Origin of the sequence: Microbulbifer sp. SAOS-129_SWC, assembly GCF_039696035.1 — a bacterium.
In the GTDB taxonomy this organism is placed as follows: Bacteria; Pseudomonadota; Gammaproteobacteria; order Pseudomonadales; family Cellvibrionaceae; genus Microbulbifer.
This window is the reverse complement of the sequence record NZ_CP155567.1, coordinates 814,047-832,926: the sequence shown is the minus strand read 5'-3', so window position 1 is coordinate 832,926 and position 18,880 is coordinate 814,047. Positions and strand designations below refer to the sequence as shown.

At 61.5% G+C, this 18,880-nt stretch carries 15 protein-coding genes; 11 read left to right on the top strand and 4 right to left on the bottom strand.

Translation table 11 applies throughout. The features are described from left to right. Positions 1 to 97: 97 nt before the first annotated feature. Positions 98 to 1,240, bottom strand: coding sequence for an SO2930 family diheme c-type cytochrome (locus ABDK11_RS03535; protein ID WP_346838921.1), 1,143 nt, complete (start codon positions 1,238 to 1,240; stop codon positions 98 to 100). Then, positions 1,233 to 2,552 carry a parallel beta-helix domain-containing protein gene (locus tag ABDK11_RS03530; protein ID WP_346838920.1) on the bottom strand — a complete coding sequence of 440 codons (1,320 nt, stop codon included), beginning with the start codon at positions 2,550 to 2,552 and terminating at the stop codon, positions 1,233 to 1,235. Before ABDK11_RS03530 ends, ABDK11_RS03535 begins: the two co-directional genes overlap by 8 nt. Positions 2,553 to 2,783: 231 nt before the next feature. Here ABDK11_RS03530 and ABDK11_RS03525 point away from each other — a divergent pair, with 231 nt between their 5' ends. After that, a complete protein-coding gene (locus tag ABDK11_RS03525) occupies positions 2,784 to 3,266 on the top strand; it encodes a hypothetical protein (RefSeq protein ID WP_346838919.1) in 483 nt (160 codons plus the stop codon). A gap of 174 nt (positions 3,267 to 3,440) precedes the next feature. Here the strand turns inward: ABDK11_RS03525 and ABDK11_RS03520 are convergent, their stop codons facing one another. After that, positions 3,441 to 4,037 carry a Yip1 family protein gene (locus ABDK11_RS03520; RefSeq protein WP_346838918.1) on the bottom strand — a complete coding sequence of 199 codons (597 nt, stop codon included), beginning with the start codon at positions 4,035 to 4,037 and terminating at the stop codon, positions 3,441 to 3,443. 334 nt (positions 4,038 to 4,371) lie between these two features. Further along, positions 4,372 to 5,442 carry a branched-chain amino acid aminotransferase gene (locus ABDK11_RS03515; RefSeq protein WP_346838917.1) on the bottom strand — a complete coding sequence of 357 codons (1,071 nt, stop codon included), beginning with the start codon at positions 5,440 to 5,442 and terminating at the stop codon, positions 4,372 to 4,374. A gap of 665 nt (positions 5,443 to 6,107) precedes the next feature. Between ABDK11_RS03515 and ABDK11_RS03510 the strand changes: the two genes are divergently transcribed. The 10 genes from ABDK11_RS03510 to ABDK11_RS03465 all read left to right on the top strand — a co-directional run bounded on the left by ABDK11_RS03510 (position 6,108) and on the right by ABDK11_RS03465 (position 18,878). After that, entirely contained in the window at positions 6,108 to 7,388 is a 1,281-nt protein-coding gene (locus ABDK11_RS03510; protein ID WP_346838916.1) for a hypothetical protein, read from the top strand. A gap of 190 nt (positions 7,389 to 7,578) precedes the next feature. Continuing rightward, on the top strand, positions 7,579 to 8,994 hold the full coding sequence (locus ABDK11_RS03505) for a hypothetical protein (protein WP_346838915.1): 1,416 nt from the start codon (positions 7,579 to 7,581) through the stop codon (positions 8,992 to 8,994). A 17-nt stretch (positions 8,995 to 9,011) separates the two neighbouring features. Beyond that, positions 9,012 to 10,223 carry a hypothetical protein gene (locus ABDK11_RS03500; protein WP_346838914.1) on the top strand — a complete coding sequence of 404 codons (1,212 nt, stop codon included), beginning with the start codon at positions 9,012 to 9,014 and terminating at the stop codon, positions 10,221 to 10,223. A gap of 65 nt (positions 10,224 to 10,288) precedes the next feature. Then, positions 10,289 to 11,857 (top strand): hypothetical protein, encoded by a 1,569-nt coding sequence (locus tag ABDK11_RS03495; protein WP_346838913.1) that lies wholly within the window; start codon positions 10,289 to 10,291, stop codon positions 11,855 to 11,857. A gap of 286 nt (positions 11,858 to 12,143) precedes the next feature. Beyond that, complete coding sequence (locus tag ABDK11_RS03490) at positions 12,144 to 14,234, top strand: SUMF1/EgtB/PvdO family nonheme iron enzyme (protein ID WP_346838912.1); 2,091 nt, start codon at positions 12,144 to 12,146, stop codon at positions 14,232 to 14,234. A gap of 13 nt (positions 14,235 to 14,247) precedes the next feature. Next, entirely contained in the window at positions 14,248 to 14,514 is a 267-nt protein-coding gene (locus ABDK11_RS03485) for a hypothetical protein (RefSeq protein ID WP_346838911.1), read from the top strand. A gap of 93 nt (positions 14,515 to 14,607) precedes the next feature. Next, a complete protein-coding gene (locus tag ABDK11_RS03480; RefSeq protein WP_346838910.1) occupies positions 14,608 to 15,402 on the top strand; it encodes a MotA/TolQ/ExbB proton channel family protein in 795 nt (264 codons plus the stop codon). 98 nt (positions 15,403 to 15,500) lie between these two features. Then, entirely contained in the window at positions 15,501 to 16,805 is a 1,305-nt protein-coding gene (locus tag ABDK11_RS03475) for a hypothetical protein (protein WP_346838909.1), read from the top strand. Further along, complete coding sequence (locus tag ABDK11_RS03470; protein ID WP_346838908.1) at positions 16,795 to 17,877, top strand: vWA domain-containing protein; 1,083 nt, start codon at positions 16,795 to 16,797, stop codon at positions 17,875 to 17,877. The genes ABDK11_RS03475 and ABDK11_RS03470 overlap by 11 nt, the downstream gene beginning before the upstream one ends. Then, on the top strand, positions 17,874 to 18,878 hold the full coding sequence (locus tag ABDK11_RS03465; protein WP_346838907.1) for a VWA domain-containing protein: 1,005 nt from the start codon (positions 17,874 to 17,876) through the stop codon (positions 18,876 to 18,878). The genes ABDK11_RS03470 and ABDK11_RS03465 overlap by 4 nt, the downstream gene beginning before the upstream one ends. Positions 18,879 to 18,880 lie beyond the last annotated feature (2 nt).

The window sequence follows — 18,880 nt, the reverse complement described above, 5'->3', positions numbered from 1 at the left end:
GACCGGCAGCTACAAAAATACAGCGTAAATAAAAAAGCCGCCGGGCATGACACCCGGCGGCTTTTTTGCGGCGACTTTCCACAGCCAGCTTAACGCATCAGGAACAGCTGCCGGGCATCGACGCAATCCAGTCGCGCAGCAGTGCCAGCCCCTTCTCATGCACCAGCGTGCGCCCCAGCTCCGGCATCATTGCACCGGGGTTGGTGGAGCCGACGCGGAACGGGATGATCGACTGCCCGGGCTGGCCGGGGACAATATCGAACAGGTGATCACCACTGCCGGTACCGGCGGCGATCGGCGGTTTGCACACACCATAGCGGCGCGCCACGGTTTCCTCGTGATACAGATCCAGGCCCGAGTATCCTGCCGGCCCAGAGGGGTTGTGGCAGTGGCCACAATTGATATCCAGGTAGGCGCGGGCACGCTCATCGAGCGACGCGCTGATATCGGCGTAGTCCGCATCTCTGGGGATCTCGGCAAATTCCGGCAGACCGGTGAGGTAGCCGATCTGCTGCCAGTGCAGCAGCTGGTTCTGCGTACCGGTGCCGTAGGTGTAATCCTTGTTCAGGTGACGCGCGCGTGGCCCCAGCGGGTGCAGTGCCTTCTTCGAGTGGTTGTCGGCGTGACAGCCGGCGCACTGATTGCGATCCGGCACCACATAAGTGAAGTCGTCGCTGTCGCCGGATTCACTCACCATCTTCATGCGGCTGGCGTCACCGGCGATCTGCAGGGTCGCCTCGGTCTGCTCTTTGTTCCAGACGTAGGGCAGTGCCTGCCAGCCGTCCGCGCGCTTGACCAGGATACGCGTTTCCATCAGGCGCACATTGGCCAGCTGCAAACGCTCACCGGCGGCGCCCGGGACATAGTCATTGCTGTAGTCGTCGGTGCGCAGAATGGTGCCGTTCTTGCCCTTGGGGTAGTAGAAGGTCTTGGTCAGAACCGTCCCCACCGGATAGTCGAAATCCTCTTTGGCGTACTTGGCCGATTTCCCCGCCGGCATCCATACCGTGCGCAGCTTGTGCGCGTAGTCGGAAAACAGCGCGGTGTTCAGGTCGTACGGGGTCACGCCGGCATTCGGGGACAGCTCGCCGTCGATGGCCTCAACCAGGTGCCAGGCACTGAGCTTTTCCGGTACCGCATCGCGCTCGAAAAAGGTCACCTGCTCGCGCGGGGCGTCGCAGCCCTGCAGGGTCAGTGCCAGAATTGGGGCCAGCACCGCGCCCCAAACCAGTTTACGCATCGCTCGCCTCGACTTTTGCTACTTCTTTGCCATCGCCCTGCGGCTTGTCGAAGTCCAGGACAATCTGCGGCAGTTTTTTCAGGCTGCACTGGTGCGAGTCCATCTCGGTGGTGATGTTCTTGAAGTCGTGCTGGAAGTCGACATTGAGAACCTTGGCATCGCCATTGTCGACACACAGTTTCAGCGCATCCGGTAATTTGCCATCGACCATCTTGTTCGCGTCCACGGCACCATCCCAGAGGATGTCGGGCAGGCTGCCACTGAGACCGAACTCGGCCACTTTCAGCGCTTTCAGTTTCATAAGGCCGGGGGAACCGCCGCCGCCGCTGAACTTGTTGCCGTAGACGTAGATACCCTCGGGGTAGGGGTCGAACGCCTTCTGGGTGGACTTGTCGGTGTAATAGCCGGCCATGAAGTAACTGCTGACGATCACGTTGGCGGTGTCGTTATCGGCGATGTCGTTGTCGAAGATCTCCACATTGTCGTTGGAGTTGATCACCACGCCGGATCCCGCCGGCACTGCGGCGACCGGGGTGCCCTTGTGACCGAAGTTCTCGGTGTTGTTCTTGAATACCTTGTTGTTGTAGACACGGGTGCTGTGGCCCGGCTGCGGCAGGTTGGGCATGTTGAACACGAGGATACCGCCGGCGTTTTTGGTGGCGACATTGTCGTAGACATCCGCACCAATGGTGTTCTCGATCTCGATACCTGCCACGTTGCTCTCGGCGCGGTTGTTGCGCACGATCACATTGCGTGACTGCCCCACATAAATACCGGCGTCGGAGGCGCCGATGGCGACGTTGCCCTCGAGCAGGGTATTGGTGGTTCTTACCGGATAGATGCCGTAGGCGCCGTTTTCGGTGGCCGGGCCGTTGGTCCACTCCACCCGCACATTGCGGATGACGATGTTCTTGCCCTCGTTCACCTTCAGCGCGTCGCCGATAGTGTCCTCGATGGCCAGGTTCTCGATGGTGAAATCACTGGCGTTCACCAGCAGCCCCTCGGCGCCCTGGATCTGGTTCTTGAAGGACAGCACCGTCTTGTCCTTGCCCGCGCCGCGAATGGTCACGCCGTCGACATCGAGGGACAAGCTGCGATTCAGGTGGAAGGTACCGGCAGGCAGCTCGATTACGTCGCCGGTCTTGGCGGAGATCAGCTGCTCGAGCAGGTTCTTCTGGAAATCTTTGGAGGCGGAAGCCTGTGCCTGATCGGCCTGCGGGCTGGCAGTGCCGACATCCTTGGAGCAGGCACCGGCCAGCACGGCGGCCAGGGCCACGCCAGCGATTCCCATCTTCTGGGCTGCGGTCTTCATGGTGTTTTCCTTTTATTCGAATTATTTGGCCTGACAGCCCTTCGCGATCCCGGACAACCTAATGTGTACGTTTGTACCAACTATATCGCGAAAAAAACTGACTGCTGCCAGCGCAACCAATCCTACTCAATCGGTCACGTCCCATCAAGGCAGATTTGGGACATAACTTGCCGGCGAGCCACACGCCCTGTAGTGTCCTGAAAGCCAACTAATAAGAATGCAGCAGCCACCATGAGAGCCCGCCACCTGCCCCTGATTCTCGCGGCCAGCCTGACTACCGCTTCCGCGGCTGCAGAGACCCTGAAGCTCCAGATAGTCACACCCGGCGGCGAGCACTACCGTGCGGAGCAGGCCCTGGGGCAGGCATTCGATGGGGTTCAATCGGGAGTGCTGCCCGGTGCCGGGCCCGCGCGCGAGTACCTTGCGATCCGCTGCGACGGCCCCTGGGGGGCGATGAAGTATCACCTGAAGCTGGCCAGCGGCCCCGGCTACCAACTGCGCGCCAAGGGCAACCAGCTGTTGCTGGAACTACAGGAGTACGCGGTAATCAGTGAAGACAGCACCATTGCGGCGATGCGTGTTCACTGTATCGATACCGAACCGAAATCGGTGATGAAGTCACTGGCCAAGATCAAGCTGGAGCGCGGCGTGGCGGCCAGCCAGACCGTGCACCTGGACAACGGTTACCAGCTGGCCTATCACTATACGCCCTAGCGGGCCCTCCGGTTAATTCTGTAACCGATCGCTTCGCCACAGGCACCATGGCCGCGTTGAGAAAGCTTGAAATAACGCTGCTATTCCAGCGCTTTCTCGCCTTGCCCTGGAACCTGTGACTGTGCGCTTTAGTTACCAAATTAACCGCATGCCCCACTGGCGGACAGCACCCAGTCAGTGGAATACCGGTGCCGATACCAATCCCCAGAAGAGCACCGTGCCCACCATCACCATCACCGCCACCACCAGGGACACGGTGATGATGGCACTGGCAAACAGGAAGCCGCGCTCTTCGGACACCCCCATCACAATCGGAATCCCGAGGTACAGCAGGTACACCGCGTAAGCCACCGCCAGCGTGGCGAGCAGGATATCCAGCCACAGCATCGGGTAGAAACCGGCCGCGCCGGCAATGAAAATCGGTGTGGCGGTAAAGCCCGCGATCACCATGCCCTTCATCGGGTAACTGTCGGCCCCGTAGGTCTTGGCCATCCAGTGGATAAAGTAACCGATGGCGACCACGGCAATGACCATGGTGCAGTAGAACACGCCCACCAGTGACAGGGCGCTGTCGCGCGTGATGCGCACCGGCTCGCCGCCGCCGATGCTCCAGCCCACTTGCGTGGTGCCGAAGAACCACGACAGCGCCGGCAGCAGTGCGAGCACGATGACATAGGGGATCTGCCGGCGCAGGTTGCGTTCCGACAGACTTCCGATTTGCTGCCACTGCCTGCGCGGCTGTACCAGCAGTCCGAACATATGGCTCAACATCCCGTTTCCCTCATGCTGTAAGGGAGCTCCGGGTGAGACCTTGGAACGGCTTCGCCGGTATCGCGACCGTGACAGCGCGCGACTTTAGCGAAGCGGTTCCCCGCTCAAATTGATCTGGATACTACTTGTCAAAGTGAGGAATACCACTACGAGGCCATTCCCAGAGTTCCAGTTTCTTATTGTTTACATGCGCAGTTGTAACAGCCGGGTCGCGCAAGTCAACGACTGCAAATCGATTGGCGGGAAAGTTCTCCCATGCGTTTCCTGGGGAAACAGACGCAGCCAAACGAGTGGTACCTAACCACTCGCCCGGCGGCGGAATCGACGGGTGTTGTTATTCCGGGGCGACCGGCTCTACCGCCTGCATCCAGCCGAAGCGGTCCTCGCTCCGCCCCTCCTGGAGATCGAGCAGCTCTGCACGCAGCCGCTCCGCTACCGGTCCGGGGGCATGAGCCAGTTCGTAGCGCTGCTCGCCATCGCCCAACTCGCTGATCGGGCTGATAATCGCTGCGGTGCCACAGGCAAAGGCCTCTTCGCAATTGCCAGACTGCACCAGCTCCAGCAACTGGTCGATGTCGATGGCCGACTCGTGCACGGTGTAACCGAGATCGCGGGCCAGATCGATCAGGGAGTCGCGGGTAACGCCCTCGAGAATCGAGCCACTCAATGCCGGGGTATGCAGCTCGCCGTCGATCACCGCGAAGAAATTCATGCCGGAGAGCTCTTCAATCAGATTGCGGTTGGCGGGATTGAGCCACAGTGACTGGTCGTAGCCGCGCTGCTTCAGGCGCGCGATACTCTGCAGGGAAGCCGCGTAGTTGCCACCCACTTTGGCATCGCCGGTACCGCCCAGTGCGGCGCGCGAATCCTCACGCTCTACCCACAGGCGCATATTGCCGGCGTGATAGGCCGCCGACGGACTGGCAATGACGTAGTATTCATAGGAAGTACTGGCCGACACCGACAGATCTGCCTGGGTGCCGATCAGGAAGGGGCGCAGGTACAGGGATTCACCGCTGGTGGCCGGTACCAGATTGGCGCAATACGCGGTCACCGTGCGCACACCGGCCATAAACAGCGCCTCGGGAACTGCCGGCATGCACAGGCGCTCCGCCGAGTGCGCCATCCGCGCGCAGTTGCGCTCCGGGCGGAACAGCGCGATACCGCCCCCCTGTGTGCGGTAGGCCTTCATCCCCTCGAAGCAGGACTGGGCGTAGTGCAGCACCTTGGCCGCCGGATCCAGTGCCAGTGGCGCATACGGAACCAGCTCACCGCGGCTCCAGCAACCGTCCTGATAGACGGCGCGAAACATAACGGGCGCCATCACGTTGCCGAAACCCAGCTTTTCGGGCACTTCGAAGCCGCGCAGACTGTTGGCCACCGCGGGGTCAATATAAATGCTCACCGGCAATCTCCTGTCGTTACCTATGAGCGGATTATGGCGCTTGCTGGCCAGCAATCCAAATCCCTCGCCCGCACTAATGCTGTTTTGCGCAATTAAAACAAGAATATTTACCAGCTAAATAGGACGACCATCTCGAACGTGACGAAACCGCCCCTGCCGGACACAACCCGGCCACCGGCCGCGAGCCAAACTCTGGTCAATTTCCCCTGCGGCCTAATCGCTGTACAGCGCCGGCGCCGCTTCCCGCCCGTTACAAATTAGTGGCGCGCAATGCGCGATTTCAATGTCACAGTTCCCTGATTCAGGCGCGGGACTGCTAAACCGAATTAGTGGTACTGTACATATTCACGACTCAGGGTATTCCCCGCGCCAAAGCGTTCCACACGGCCGGGAGACAGACGCCAGTTGGCTATACTCAGAGTTACGTACCCACAAGGTCCCATACGAGGACAGGGTCGCGAATTTCAATGGCGGCGGCGCATAAATCCACCGCCCAATTACCGGACATAAATCACTCCGGGCACTGTCAGGGACTGTGAGAGAACCACACTTCAGGGAGAGAAAATCCGCACGGCCCTGTGCCTGAGCGGAGTTCGTGCCCGTCTGTCCGCGCATTGGCGCGCGACGCCGGGTGAAGCACAACATGGAACAGAAGTGGTTCAATCGTGACACAGACAGATATCAGCAAACCCATTGCTATCGGCTTGATGTTTACAGCCACAGCTCTGCTGTGTGGACATGCCTGCGCGGACAGCACCGCTCCCCCTCCGGCCTTTATCGAAGCCGCCTCCAAGCCACTACCAACCGTCAAACGCAATCTGCACCCCTCGGAAACCATCGACGAATACCGCGACCGCATTGAAGAAATGGAGGCAGAACAGGGCGCGTATGGCGCCGGTATCGACGAACAACTCATGGGACTCGGCGTCGCCCTGCAAAAAGACGGCAACCATGAAGAGGCGATCAGCGAATTCCGCCGCGCGATGCTGATCAATCGGGTCAATGAAGGCCTTTACTCCCTCAACCAGGTACCGATGATCGAGCGCATGATCAACAGCCAGATCGCGCTCAATCAATGGCAGGACGCCAACGACAATCAGGAGTATCTCTACTGGCTCTACGTCCGCAATTACGGCGAGGACGATCCGCGCATGCTGCCGGTCATCGACCACCTGAGTCGCTGGCACCTGCAGGCTTATGTCGACGAAAAGGGCGGCAGCCTGTTCGAGCACCTGATCAGCGCCACCAATCTCTACGAGATGGCGGTGGACATTATCACCAAAAATTTCGGCGCCAATGATCTGCGCCTGGTCGATGCCCTGCGCGGCCTCAAGGCAACCAATTACTACCTTGCCACCTACAAGGGCGAACCGCAGGAACCGGTCGTCGTCAACGCCGGCTTCGCTCCCGGCGGCAATGATTTCGACTCCCCACGCCGCACCCAGCTGGATCAGTACCGGATGAACAGCTTCAGTTCCGGTAAAGATGCCATCTCCCGCATCGTCGACGTCTACAACAAAAACCCGCAATCGCCGCCCGCCGCTTCGGCCAAGGCGAAAGTGGAACTGGGCGACTGGTACATGATGTTCAACAAGTGGCATTCGGCGCGCGAAACCTACGGCGAAGCCTACCAGGCGTTGTGGGACAACGGCGCCACCAACCAGGAAATTAACGATATTTTCGGCCGCCCCGCCGCCCTGCCCGCGCTGCCGATGCTGGAGGAAGACCGGGATGCCCTGGCCCACTCCTATGTCACGGTTTCTTACGATGTCACTGCGTTCGGCAAGGCGCGCAATATCCAGATTCTCAAATCCCAACCGGACAGCTCGGTGAGCATTCGCTCGCGGGTACGCAATGTTTTGAAACGCGCCAAGTTCCGCCCGCGCTTCGAAAACGGCGAACCGGTGGACACAGTGGGCATCGTTCAGCGCTTCGTGTTTGAGTGAGGCAGCGCGCGCCCGTTTGCCGGCAGGAAGAAAACTGCCGTCGGCGGGCACTGTCTAAACCCACACGAACGTCTATCGCGGCGGGCAGCATCACACTGCTGCCCCCGCCAACAAAGCCGGGCCGCGCCCGGCTTTCGTCGCAAAAATTGCTCATATGCGACAGCGCCTCCGGGCGCTTCAGGAGAGAAAAATGTCACTACGGAAAGCGGTACCCAAAACAACGCGGCACACCCCCGGCTGGCGCACACTGGCATCGATGCTGGTACTCAGCGCAGTGGTGGCCGGCTGCAAAAATCAGCAGACCCAACAGCAACCACCGGCACAGCCGTCGCAGTCCCAATCCCGGTCGCAACCTTCTTCCAGCTCGCAGTCGCAATCGAGCTCATCCAGTTCCAGCAGCTCGTCGAGTTCCAGCCAGCCGCAGACCGCCAGCAGCGGCCAACCCTCGAGCAGCTCGTCCAGCCAGCCCAGCCAGGGGATGCCCGGCAGTACCAGTAGTCAGCCGAGCAGCCCGATGCCGACAATCCAGTCCGGCAGTGAATCCAGCCGCGATGGCAGCACCACCGCCGCGCGCAGCGGTGACCAGTCATCGCGCCGCAGCAGCTCCGCTGGCGACGGTTCGCCCGATCCCAGTGCGCGCCGCAACAACCCGCCGTCACCGGTCTACAGTGATTCCGACCGCAGCGCGGAAGATTCCGATATGCCACCCGACCCCTCCACCGATAGCGAGGGCCAGCCGCCGAAGGACGTGGACTTCTCCGAGGAGCAGCAAAACGCCTCTTCCTCCAACAACGCACAGTCCAGTAGCAGCAGTGCGCAATCCAGCAGCAGTAGTTCGCAATCCAGCAGCAGTAGTTCGCAGTCCAGCAGCAGTAGCGCCCAGGCCAGCAGTAGCAGCGCGCAATCCGGCAGCGCCTCGCCGGCGAGCAGTGCCCCGGCCAGCCGCAGCGCTTCTGCCAGCGGCGCCCAGTCGCAGGCCGGCGGTGCGCCGGCCCAGGCCAGTGGCGCCCAATCTCAGGGCGGCGGGGCCCAGGCCAGTTCCGGCAGCCCCGCCAGCCGCAGCGGTGGTGCCCAGTCCGAGGCCGGCGGCCGCGCCGGCCAGAGCGGCGGCGCCCCCGATGAAGCCCCGGCCAGCAGTGCGGAGCGGGTCGCCGACCTGGAAGGCAAGTTCGACAAGACCATGGCCAGCTACGACGGCATGATCCTGCGCTCGCGCGACTATGTGCGCAATCGTCCCGCCGGTGACGAAAAGGATGACCAGGCGGCAGATGAAGCGCCGCCCGGAGAAACACTCGAAGACCTGATCCAGTCTGCGGAATCGGAGCTGCCCCCGGCACCCGGAGGGGACGGTGGCGAAGGCGGCAGCGGGCCCAAGGAAAACAACTCCAGCGGCCAGGCCACCGGACCGGGGCTGCCCACTGCCGGGCGCAAGGGCGACTACAACCACAGCGGTTCCACCCCGGTGGTACCCGCGGACGTCCCCAACGGCAACGACGACGACGTGGTAGCGCGGCAAATCCGCGAAGCCGCGATGCGCGAATCCGATCCGGAGTTGCGCGAGAAGCTGTGGAACGAGTACCGGAAATACAAAAAGGCGCAGAAGTAATAGCGGAGGGAATCAATATGCTTTTTGCCAACGCCGTATTCGGTAAATTCGCCTCGTGGCGCACGGTGCCACTGGTCGCCCTGCTGGCCCTCGGCGCCTGTACCACCACCGACGTGCGCACCACGGCCTATACGCCACTCACCGTGGAAGACGCCTCCATTCCCGAAAAACGCCTGTTAGACGTGGGAATTGTGCAGTTCGATCCCGGCCTCGAGGCCGCCGATGCGGACGAGGACAAGCTGGTATTTCCGGAATTACGCCACGCGGAATCGCGCTATATGGCCGTCACTCTCGCCGACACGCTGCAGTCCAGCCAGGGCTGGGGGGCGGTGCGGGTGATTCCCAGCGAGCGCACCAATATCGATGTCACCGTCACCGGGCGCATCGTTCAGTCCGATGGCGAAACCCTCACCGTCGATGTCACCGTGGTGGACTCCCGCGGTCAGCGCTGGTTTACCAAGCAGTACACCGAGCAGGCCTCACACTACGCCTACGATAAGAAAAGCCCCACCAAGGGCGACGCTTTCCAGGGCGTATATAACCGCATCGCCAACGACATGATGGTGTACCGGCAGAAACTGTCGGATCAATATGTTTCCGAACTGCGCACCATTTCCGAACTGCGCTTTGCCCGCAGCTTTTCGCCACACGCCTTCGACCGCTACCTGACCCAGAGTGACGACGGCCTCTACCAGCTCACCGCCCTGCCCGCCGAAGACGACCCGATGCTTGCGCGCGTGCGCCGCATTCGCGAGCGCGACTACCTGTTTGTCGACACGCTGCAGGGCTACTACGGCACCTTTGTGAAATCCATGGAGAAGCCCTACCAGGAGTGGCGTGCGATGAGCTATGAGGAAGTGCAACAGATGCACGAACTCAAACGCAAGGCGCGCAATCACACCATCATGGGTGCCGCGGCGATTATCGGCGGCATTGCCGCCGCCGGCGCCGGTACCGGCAGTGCCCGCGCCGCGGGTCAGGTGGGTATCGCCGGCGGCGGCTACCTGGTGAAGAGCGGCTTCGACCGCCGCGCCGAGGCCAAGATGCATATCGAGGCCCTGCAGGAACTGGGGGACTCCATGGAATCGGAAGTGGAGCCGCGTATTGTCGAACTGGAAGACCGCACCGTGACCCTGACCGGCACCGTGGAGAACCAGTACCGCCAGTGGCGTGAACTGCTGAAGGAAATCTACCAGGCCGAAACCGGGGATCAGGGTAAACAGATCTGACTCCGATGGGCGCACCCGGGGTGCGCCCGCGCTAGCGAAAATAATCACTGCCGAGCGGAAAGACTATGCAACACCGCGACCCGTCATCGGATGACGACAATCTGATTCAACCCGCCGACTTCAGCTTCGGCCGGGGCGAAAACACCGCGCAACCGGTTGGTACCGCGCCAAAGAAAGCCAAACCCCGACGCCAGTCAGGCGCGCGGCTGCGCTCATGGCTGATCGGCAGCGGCCTGTTTCTCGGCTGTGTCGGGGTATTCTGGTTGCTGCCCAAGGTGGTGGAAAAACCGCAACCATTGCCGCAACAGAGTGCCAGCGCCGCGCCCTCAAAAGCGGGCACGACGGCCTCGAAGGCCGCCTCCCCCTATACCGAAGCGCAGATCGCCCAGCAGCGGCGCGAAGTCCAGGATGTACTGCAGGACATTCTGGCGCTGGAAGATGAACTGGAAGAGCGCCGCGTCGAGATCTGGGCCAACGAGGCCTTCAGCGCCGCCCGCACCCTGGCCGAGAAGGCCGATGGCATCTATCGCCAGAAAAAATTCAAGCAGGCCCTGGACCAGTACCGCGAATCCCGCTCCGCCTTCCAGGCACTGCGCGACAGTATTCCGCAGCGCATCGAAAAGCATCTCGCCGAGGGCAACGCAGCGCTCGATCGCGGCGATGCCGACGCGGCCAACAAGGCTTTCGACCTGGTGCTGGTCATCTCCGAGGATCATCCCCGCGGCCTCAAGGGCAAGCAGCGCGCGAAAAAGCTGCCCGAAGCCTGGCAGCACTTCACCAAAGGCAAGCAGGCTTTCGCCGCCGGCGAGCTCGATCAGGCGCGCGATGCCTTGAAGCAGGCACTCGCCGTGGATGCAGAAACCCGCCCGGCCAAAGAACTGCTGCCGCAGGTGCTGGGCGCGATTACCGAGCGCGACTACAGCGAGGCCATGTCTTCCGGCTACGCGGCCATCGAGCGCGGCGATTTCGATATCGCCACTAAAGCCTTCAAACGCGCGCAAAAGCTCAAACCCGACGCCAGCGACCCCGCCGCCGGACTGCAACAGGCCAGTACCGGTGCGGAACAACAGCGCGTCAACCAACTCTTCGCCCGCGCCCACCAGCAGGAGCAGGCCGAGGACTGGCACGCCGCACAGGCGAGCTACGAAAAACTGCTGCAGAAAGACCACAGCCTGGTCTCCGCGATCACCGGCAAGGCCCGCGCCACCGCCCGCGCCAAACTCGATGACCAGTTGCAGGAACTGCTGGATGACCCGCTCACGCTGGGCGGCAGCAAGCGCAATGCCTACGCCCGCAATGTACTCGCCGATGCCCGCGAGGTCAGCGGGACAACCTCATCCAAGCGACTGCAGCAACAGATTGCCGATCTGGAAACGGCCCTGACTCGGGCGGTGATCCCGATTCCGGTGGTACTGCAATCCGACCGCAGCACCAACGTGGTCATTTACCACGTGGGCAAACTGGGCAATTTTGCCGAGCGCAAGGTTCCATTGAAACCCGGTCGCTATACCGCCGTGGGTACCCGCGACGGCTACCGGGATGTACGACGCGAATTTACCGTGGTTCCCGGAGAAGAACCCCCGACCGTGGTGATTCAGTGCGCGGAAAAGATAATCAACGTCAATAATGGCTGAGCGCGTGAACTGACTCTCACCGCCCCGATCAAAAGACGTACGGTTTTCATCGACACCGACAGAGGGAAGAATTCTGAACAGAACCGTTGCGCCGGTAACCGCGAAAAGATTATTTTTGTGTCAAACGGCCTCGGATTCCTCATGGTGGAAGCAGTAGCAGACTAAGCTGTATTGCACAGTAAAAGACTCGCTCTGCTCTTGCAGGATGCCCGCCGCCAAAAGCGCGCCTGATAAAGATCCTGCAACGCGAAAAAATCGATAAGTACGCAGTAACAGGAAATCATAAATGACAGCGAAGGAAGCGGTACCTGTTCGCGACGATGATCGCGAGGACCACGGTTTTTCAGTCATCGAGCCCGTAGGCTTCTCTCCGGTTCAGGCAGAGGCTGGCGGGAAAAAACTATTGCTGTCCCCGCGCGCACTCACCGTGGCCGTCTGCCTGCTGCTCGGCAGCCTGATGCTGGTCTACCTGCTGGTCGCACGCTCACTGATTTTTGAAACCCAGCCCGCCGATGCGAATGTCAGCGTCAGCGGCTTTGCCCTGCCCCTCGGCGACGGCCACCTGGTTCTCCCCGGCCACTACAGCTACACCATCCAGGCGAGCGGCTACCTGCCAAAAAGTGGCGAAGTAGACGTCGCCAGCGACGGTCACAACCGCCACGCGGTCACACTGGAAAAACTGCCCGGGAATATTCAGGTCGTCACCAACCCCGCAGTGCCAGTGCGGATACTCATCGATGGCACCGAAGTGGAGAGCCACGAGGGACTGGCGAAAAACATTCCCGCCGGACGCAAACGCATCACCCTGCTTACCGACCGCTACCTGCCGTTCACCCGCGAAGTGGACGTCGAGGGCCTGGACAACACCCAGCGCCTGGAAGCCACACTGCGCCCGGCCTGGGCAAAAATTCACATCAGCACCAATCCGCCCGGCGCCACAGTCAGCGTCGAGGGTAAAATGCTCGGCACCACACCGATGGACGCCGAACTGATCCAGGGCGACCGCACCGTCAGCGTGTCCATGCCCCAGTACAATACCGTTGAAGTCCCGGTGGCCGTCACCGCCGGTGTCGATCAGACGCTGAGCCCTATCGACCTCAGCGCCGCGGACGGCGTGCTGAAGCTTTCCAGTTCCCCGTCCGGTGCCAGCGTCACCGTCGACGGGGAATTCCGCGGCCGCACCCCACTGGAGGTCAAGCTCACGCCGGACGGCCAGCACCAGCTGCGCTTTTTCAAGGACGGCTATGGCTCGGTAAAACACACCGTGGACATGAGTGCCGGTGCGCAGCGGGAATTAAATGTGGATCTCCACGCGGTATTCGGCCGGGTGCGGATTACCAGCAGTCCCGAAGACGCCCAGGTATTCATTGACGGCGAGCTCGCCGGTGCCAGTGGACAGACCTTCCGGCTGCCGGCTCGCAGCCACGACATTCTCGTCCGCAAGAGCGGCTATGAGGACTACACCACCACCATTGTGCCCAGCGCCAAGCTCGAACAGAGTGTTCGCGCCGTTCTGCTGACGGCCGAACAGGCGCGCTGGAGCAAGGTTCCGGCACAGATCACCACGCCGGCCGGCGGCACCATGCTGCTGATGCGGCCCAATGCCAAGTTCACCATGGGCTCCTCGCGCCGCGAACAGGGCCGTCGCGCCAACGAAGTCCTGCGCCAGGTGGCACTGACGCGTCCCTTCTACATCGGTACCACCGAAGTGACCAACCGCGAATTCCGCCGCTTCCAGCACATGCACAGTTCCAGTCATGTCAGTGGTGTCAGCCTCGACAACGACAACCTGCCGGTGGTCAACGTGAGCTGGAACGACGCCGCCCTGTTCTGTAACTGGATGAGCGAGCGCGACGGCCTCGACAAGGTCTACAGCACCGAGGGTGACCGCGTTACCGGCTTCGATGCCGGCGCCAACGGCTACCGCCTGCCGACCGAAGCGGAATGGGCCTGGGCCGCGCGCTACCATCGCGGCACCATGCGCAAGTTTCCCTGGGGCGACCATCTGCCGGTGAAGCGAAACTCGGGCAATTACGCCGATAACAGCGCCGCGCAATTGGTACCCGCCGTGCTGCGCACCTACACCGACCGCTACGCCGCCACCGCCCCCGTGGCCACCTATACGGCCAACGACCTCGGGCTCTACGATCTGGGCGGCAACGCCTCCGAGTGGATTCACGATCTCTACACCATCGGCACCGGCCTCTCCATGCGCCGCGAGGAAAACCCGGTGGGTCCCCAGGACGGCGATTACCACGTCATTCGCGGCTCCAGCTGGCGCCACGCCGGCCTGACCGAACTGCGCCTGTCCTACCGCGATTACGGCGCCGAGCCCCGCGACGATGTGGGCTTCCGCGTGGCGCGCTGGGTAAATTAGGAGAAACAGAATCATGAAAGCAATCATGAGGTGGTCCGCGCTGATTTCCCTGTCGCTGCTGTCCGCCGCGACCTTCGGCCAACAGTCGCCGCCCGGCAAAGATACGCAGGCAGACAGCAGCTCCGCCAGCCAGGTGGCCCAGGTGCAGAAGCAGGACAGCAAAAGCCAGAAGAAAGCCCAGCAGAAAACCAGGATCAATGCCGAACGCGACCCGGATGATTACAAGGCTTCGGAAGAAATCTCCGAAGACCTGTCCGTGTCCTACCCGGTGGACATCTGAATGGAAACGCGTAAAGCGATGCCTTGATAGAAACAGTATCAATCCGAGCGCCGTTCACAGCCGCGCGTCTTTCGGAACACAGCGAGAAGCACTATGAAATTAAAATCATCCGACTTCATGTTCCAGCTGTTCGCGCTGCTCGGTGCGGTCATCCTGGTCCACGCCATTTACGTCGCCATTATCCGCCCTCACGCCGATGCGCTGATCGAAGCCCAGCTGGCCAAGGAAGCTGCCGGCGAAACCTATGTGCAGCAGCGCTCCATGTATATCGTGCTGCGCGATTACGAACAGGAATCCTGTTTCGTGCTGATGCTCTGGGCACTCGCCATCATGGGCCTCAAGGCGCGGCGCGGCATGCACGAACGGCAGCTGCTGGACAAGGCATTGCTCAATGTCAGCGAAGGCACCCCGATACTGCCGGAGGACGCCCGCGACCTGTCGCGGCCGATACAGGCGCTGCCGGAAGACGAGCGCAGCTACCTGCTGCCGCGCGCGCTGCTCACCGCACTGCAGCGTTTCGGCTCCACCCGCAATATCGCCGCCGCCTCCGATTCGGTGAAGGATGTGTGCGAAACCGAGGGCGACCGGCTGGACTCGGAACTGGCAATGGTCCGCTACATTACCTGGGCCATTCCATCCATCGGCTTTATCGGTACCGTGCGCGGTATTGGTGAAGCCCTGTCCCAGGCGCACCGCGCGGTAGAGGGCGATATCGCCGGTGTCACCGTCAGCCTCGGTGTCGCCTTCAACTCCACCTTTGTCGCGCTGGTGATCAGTATCGTGATTATGTTTTTTACTCACCAGCTGCAACTGATGCAGGAGCGGCTGGTTCTGGATACGCAAAATTATTGCGACAACAACCTGCTGCGCTTCTTGAAAGTCAGCTGAAATCCGGGGGCATTGCCGGCGGGCAATAACCCCGACAGGAAAGTGGAACAGTAGCTGCGCGGAAAGACTACCGCGCCCGGAAAGCAGAGGAATTGAGCATGGGACAAGGTGTCCTTGAAATCAACGACTGTGGCCTGCGCGTATTCGACGGTACCGACGAAGTGCTCGAAAGCCCCGGCGTCGCGATTGTCGAACCACACAATATCGTAGTGGGCACCGCCGCACTGATGCGTGCGCGCAGCCATCCCACCCAGGTCAACAACCAGTTCTGGCGCCGCCTCAGCCTGGAATCGCTGAAATCGGCCAATGCCCGCTGTCGTCACCATGCCGATCTCGCCTACTGCCACCTGCAGGAGGCCGCGGAGCACTGCGATCTCCCGGACGAGATTGTGCTGGCGGTGCCGGGCAATTTCACCCGCGAGCAACTGGCGCTGCTGCTCGGCATCATCAACGAAAGCCCGATCAACGCCGTCGGCCTGGTCGACGCCGCCACCGCGTGTATCGGCGGTAGCGCCCCGCGGGGCGTGCACCTGCACGTGGAATTGCAGCGCCACCAGACACTGGTCAGCCGCGTGGCAACCCACGAGCAGGCGCAACTGGATATCGCCGAGACCGTCAACGATACCGGCCTGCAGAATTTCCAGGATGCCTGGGCGCGGGTGTTCACCGATGCCTTTATCATGCAGTGCCGCTTCGATCCATTGCACTCGGCAGAGGCCGAGCAGCAACTCTACGATATGATGCCGCAGTGGGTCAGTCGCGCCATGCGCCAGGGTGAGGCGATGGCGGAACTCGACGACCGCACGGCGAAAGTCAGCCTGCGCCAGTTACAGGATGCCAGTACGCCGCTGCTATCTCGCGTGCGCGCACTGATCGACAACCTCACCGATCCCAACAGCGTGGTTTTCGTCTCTCACCGCTGGGCGGAAATTCCCGGCGGCGCGCAACTCGCCGAGCGTATTCACCTGCTGCCGCACAACGCCGTGGCCCACTCGGTGGCCTCACGCTGGCAGGAAATTCACAGTGAAACCGGCTCCCTGCGCCTGATCAATGCCGTGAGTGCCGCGCCCGCCAACGAAGTTGCCGTACAGGTCAATAGCGCCGCCGAGGCCGCCGCCACTCACCTGCTGTTCGGGCACCGCGCGCTGGCCGCGCAGCAGCCGCTGTTTGTCAGCTGGCAGGAGGGCCGCCTGGCGATAACACCGACGCCGCCGCAGCACCCCGCCGCCACCGTCACCAGCCATGCCGGCAAGCTGGCACTGCGGGTGGATGCCGGTACCCAACTGATGCTGAACGGCCGCGAGATTGCCGCCCCGGTCAATCTCAACGCGGGCGACCGCATCGGCGCACCGGATATCGATGAAGTCATTACCGCAATCAGCGTAGAGCACTATGGCGCGTAAAAAACGGCGGTTTACCACCTTCAGCCTGTCGTTTCTCGACATCATGTCCTGCGGTTTCGGGGCCGTGGCGCTGGTGTTCCTGATCATCAGGCACGGCGCCGACCACGATATCAAGGCCGAAAACCAGGACCTCGCGTCCGAAGTAAACCTGTTGCAGGAAGAGGTGCAATTCGGCCGCGAGCACCTGGTGAAGGCGCGCAACACCCTCGACGTGACCAGCGACGAACTGGCCAAAACCCAGGGACTGGCACGGCGTATCATCGAACAGATCAAGAAAGTGAAAGGCAACATCGCCGAGATCGACAGCACCGACGAGGAGCAGGATGTCGAGCGGTTGCAGGAGAAACTGAAAAAGCTGCAACTGGCGAAGAAGGAGCTCGAAGCGGAGAACAAAAAACTCGGCAACAATGTGCGCAAATTCGTCGGCGATGGCGATCGCCAGTACCTCACCGGCCTGCGCCTCGGGGGTGACCGCATCCTGGTGCTGCTCGACTCGTCCGCCAGCATGCTCGGCGACCAGCTGATCAAGGTGATCCGCGCGCGCAATATGTCCTCCCACGTCAAACGCAAAACCGAGAAGTGGCAGCGCGCCCTGCGCACTGTCTCGTGGCTCACCGCGCAATTTCCGCAGGACAGCCAATACCAGATCTACAGCTTCAACACCGGCTTCCGCGCCGCCATTCCCGGCACCGAGGACCGCTGGCTGAACGTGGACGACCGCGACCAGCTGGACAGCGCGATCAAGTCGCTGGACGACCTGGTGCCGGAAAACGGCACCAGCCTGGAGCGGGTATTCAATGCAATCAGTGCGATGAACCCGCTACCGGACAATATCATCCTGATCACCGATGGCCTGCCCACGCAGGGCATGAAAAGGCCGCGCGGCGCGACTATTTCCGGCAGCGATCGCCGCGCACTGTTCAAGCGCGCCATCAAGGTGCTGCCCAAGGGCGTGCCGGTCAATGTGATTCTGGAACCGATGGAGGGGGACCCCTTCGCCGCCAGTGAATTCTGGAAGCTTGCCATGGAAACCCAGGGATCCTTCCTGTCACCGTCGAGGGACTGGCCATGAAGCGCAACCGCAACAAGCACCAGCAGGACGATTTCAGCATCGCCTTCCTCGATGTTATCTGCTGCGGTTTCGGCGCCATTGTGCTGCTGCTGATGATTGCCAAGACGGTGCAGCCGGTCGTGATCGAAGAGGCCAAGGTGGACCTGGACGGTCAGGTCCGGCAGCTGGAGCGACAACTGGCGGAAATCCGCGGTGAAACCAGCACGTTAAACCGCGACCTCAACGCCAAACGCGAGCAGCTGGATATCGAGCGCAAGCGGATCGCCAAGTTGCGCGGCGAATTCAACACGTTGCAGGCTCAGTATGCACGCAAGACCGAGGGCGAGAGCGAGGAAGGCAAGCGGCGCGGCGAACTGACCGTGGCCCTGCAGACCATGACCGCGGAAATGCGCCGCCTGCTGGGAGAAAACTACCAGCGTAAAAACAACGTGATCGGCGGCATTCCCGTCGACAGTGAGTACATTCTGTTTATCGTCGATACCTCCGGCAGTATGTTCAATTACGGCTGGGACCGCATGATGGAAGAGATGGTCAACACGCTGAACCTCTACCCCAGCGTCAAGGGCATCCAGATCATGAACGATATGGGGGACTACATGTTCTCCAACTACCGGCGCAAGTGGATCCCCGACACTCCCGGGCGCCGCCGCGCGATTCTCGAGCGGCTGCGCTCCTGGAACCCGTTCAGTAATTCGAGTCCGGTGGAGGGGATCGAGAAGGCGGTGCACAGCTTCTACGATCCGAACAAGAAAATCAGCATCTATGTGCTGGGTGACGAGTTCACCGGCAAGTCGATTCGCAACGTAATGCTGGCAGTGGACCGGGTCAACAACCGCTACGGCAAGGCCAAGCGCAATATCCGCATCCATGCGATTGGCTTCCCGATCCAGTTCTCCCGTCCGCCGCACCTGCAGACCACCGGGTTGAGATTCGCGGCCCTGATGCGCGAACTCACCTACCGCAATGGCGGCACTTTTGTGGGCCTAAATGACTTTCGCTAGGA

Excerpts from the sequence above, each read along its gene's own strand:
- ABDK11_RS03520 (WP_346838918.1), bottom strand. The coding sequence starts at position 4,037 with ATGTTGAGCCATATGTTCGGACTGCTGGTACAGCCGCGCAGGCAGTGG.
- ABDK11_RS03480 (WP_346838910.1), top strand. The coding sequence starts at position 14,608 with ATGAAATTAAAATCATCCGACTTCATGTTCCAGCTGTTCGCGCTGCTC.
- ABDK11_RS03475 (WP_346838909.1), top strand. The coding sequence starts at position 15,501 with ATGGGACAAGGTGTCCTTGAAATCAACGACTGTGGCCTGCGCGTATTC.
- ABDK11_RS03525 (WP_346838919.1), top strand. The coding sequence starts at position 2,784 with ATGAGAGCCCGCCACCTGCCCCTGATTCTCGCGGCCAGCCTGACTACC.
- ABDK11_RS03465 (WP_346838907.1), top strand. The coding sequence starts at position 17,874 with ATGAAGCGCAACCGCAACAAGCACCAGCAGGACGATTTCAGCATCGCC.
- ABDK11_RS03530 (WP_346838920.1), bottom strand. The coding sequence starts at position 2,552 with ATGAAGACCGCAGCCCAGAAGATGGGAATCGCTGGCGTGGCCCTGGCC.
- ABDK11_RS03495 (WP_346838913.1), top strand. The coding sequence starts at position 10,289 with ATGCAACACCGCGACCCGTCATCGGATGACGACAATCTGATTCAACCC.
- ABDK11_RS03505 (WP_346838915.1), top strand. The coding sequence starts at position 7,579 with ATGTCACTACGGAAAGCGGTACCCAAAACAACGCGGCACACCCCCGGC.
- ABDK11_RS03535 (WP_346838921.1), bottom strand. The coding sequence starts at position 1,240 with ATGCGTAAACTGGTTTGGGGCGCGGTGCTGGCCCCAATTCTGGCACTG.
- ABDK11_RS03470 (WP_346838908.1), top strand. The coding sequence starts at position 16,795 with ATGGCGCGTAAAAAACGGCGGTTTACCACCTTCAGCCTGTCGTTTCTC.
- ABDK11_RS03490 (WP_346838912.1), top strand. The coding sequence starts at position 12,144 with ATGACAGCGAAGGAAGCGGTACCTGTTCGCGACGATGATCGCGAGGAC.
- ABDK11_RS03500 (WP_346838914.1), top strand. The coding sequence starts at position 9,012 with ATGCTTTTTGCCAACGCCGTATTCGGTAAATTCGCCTCGTGGCGCACG.
- ABDK11_RS03485 (WP_346838911.1), top strand. The coding sequence starts at position 14,248 with ATGAAAGCAATCATGAGGTGGTCCGCGCTGATTTCCCTGTCGCTGCTG.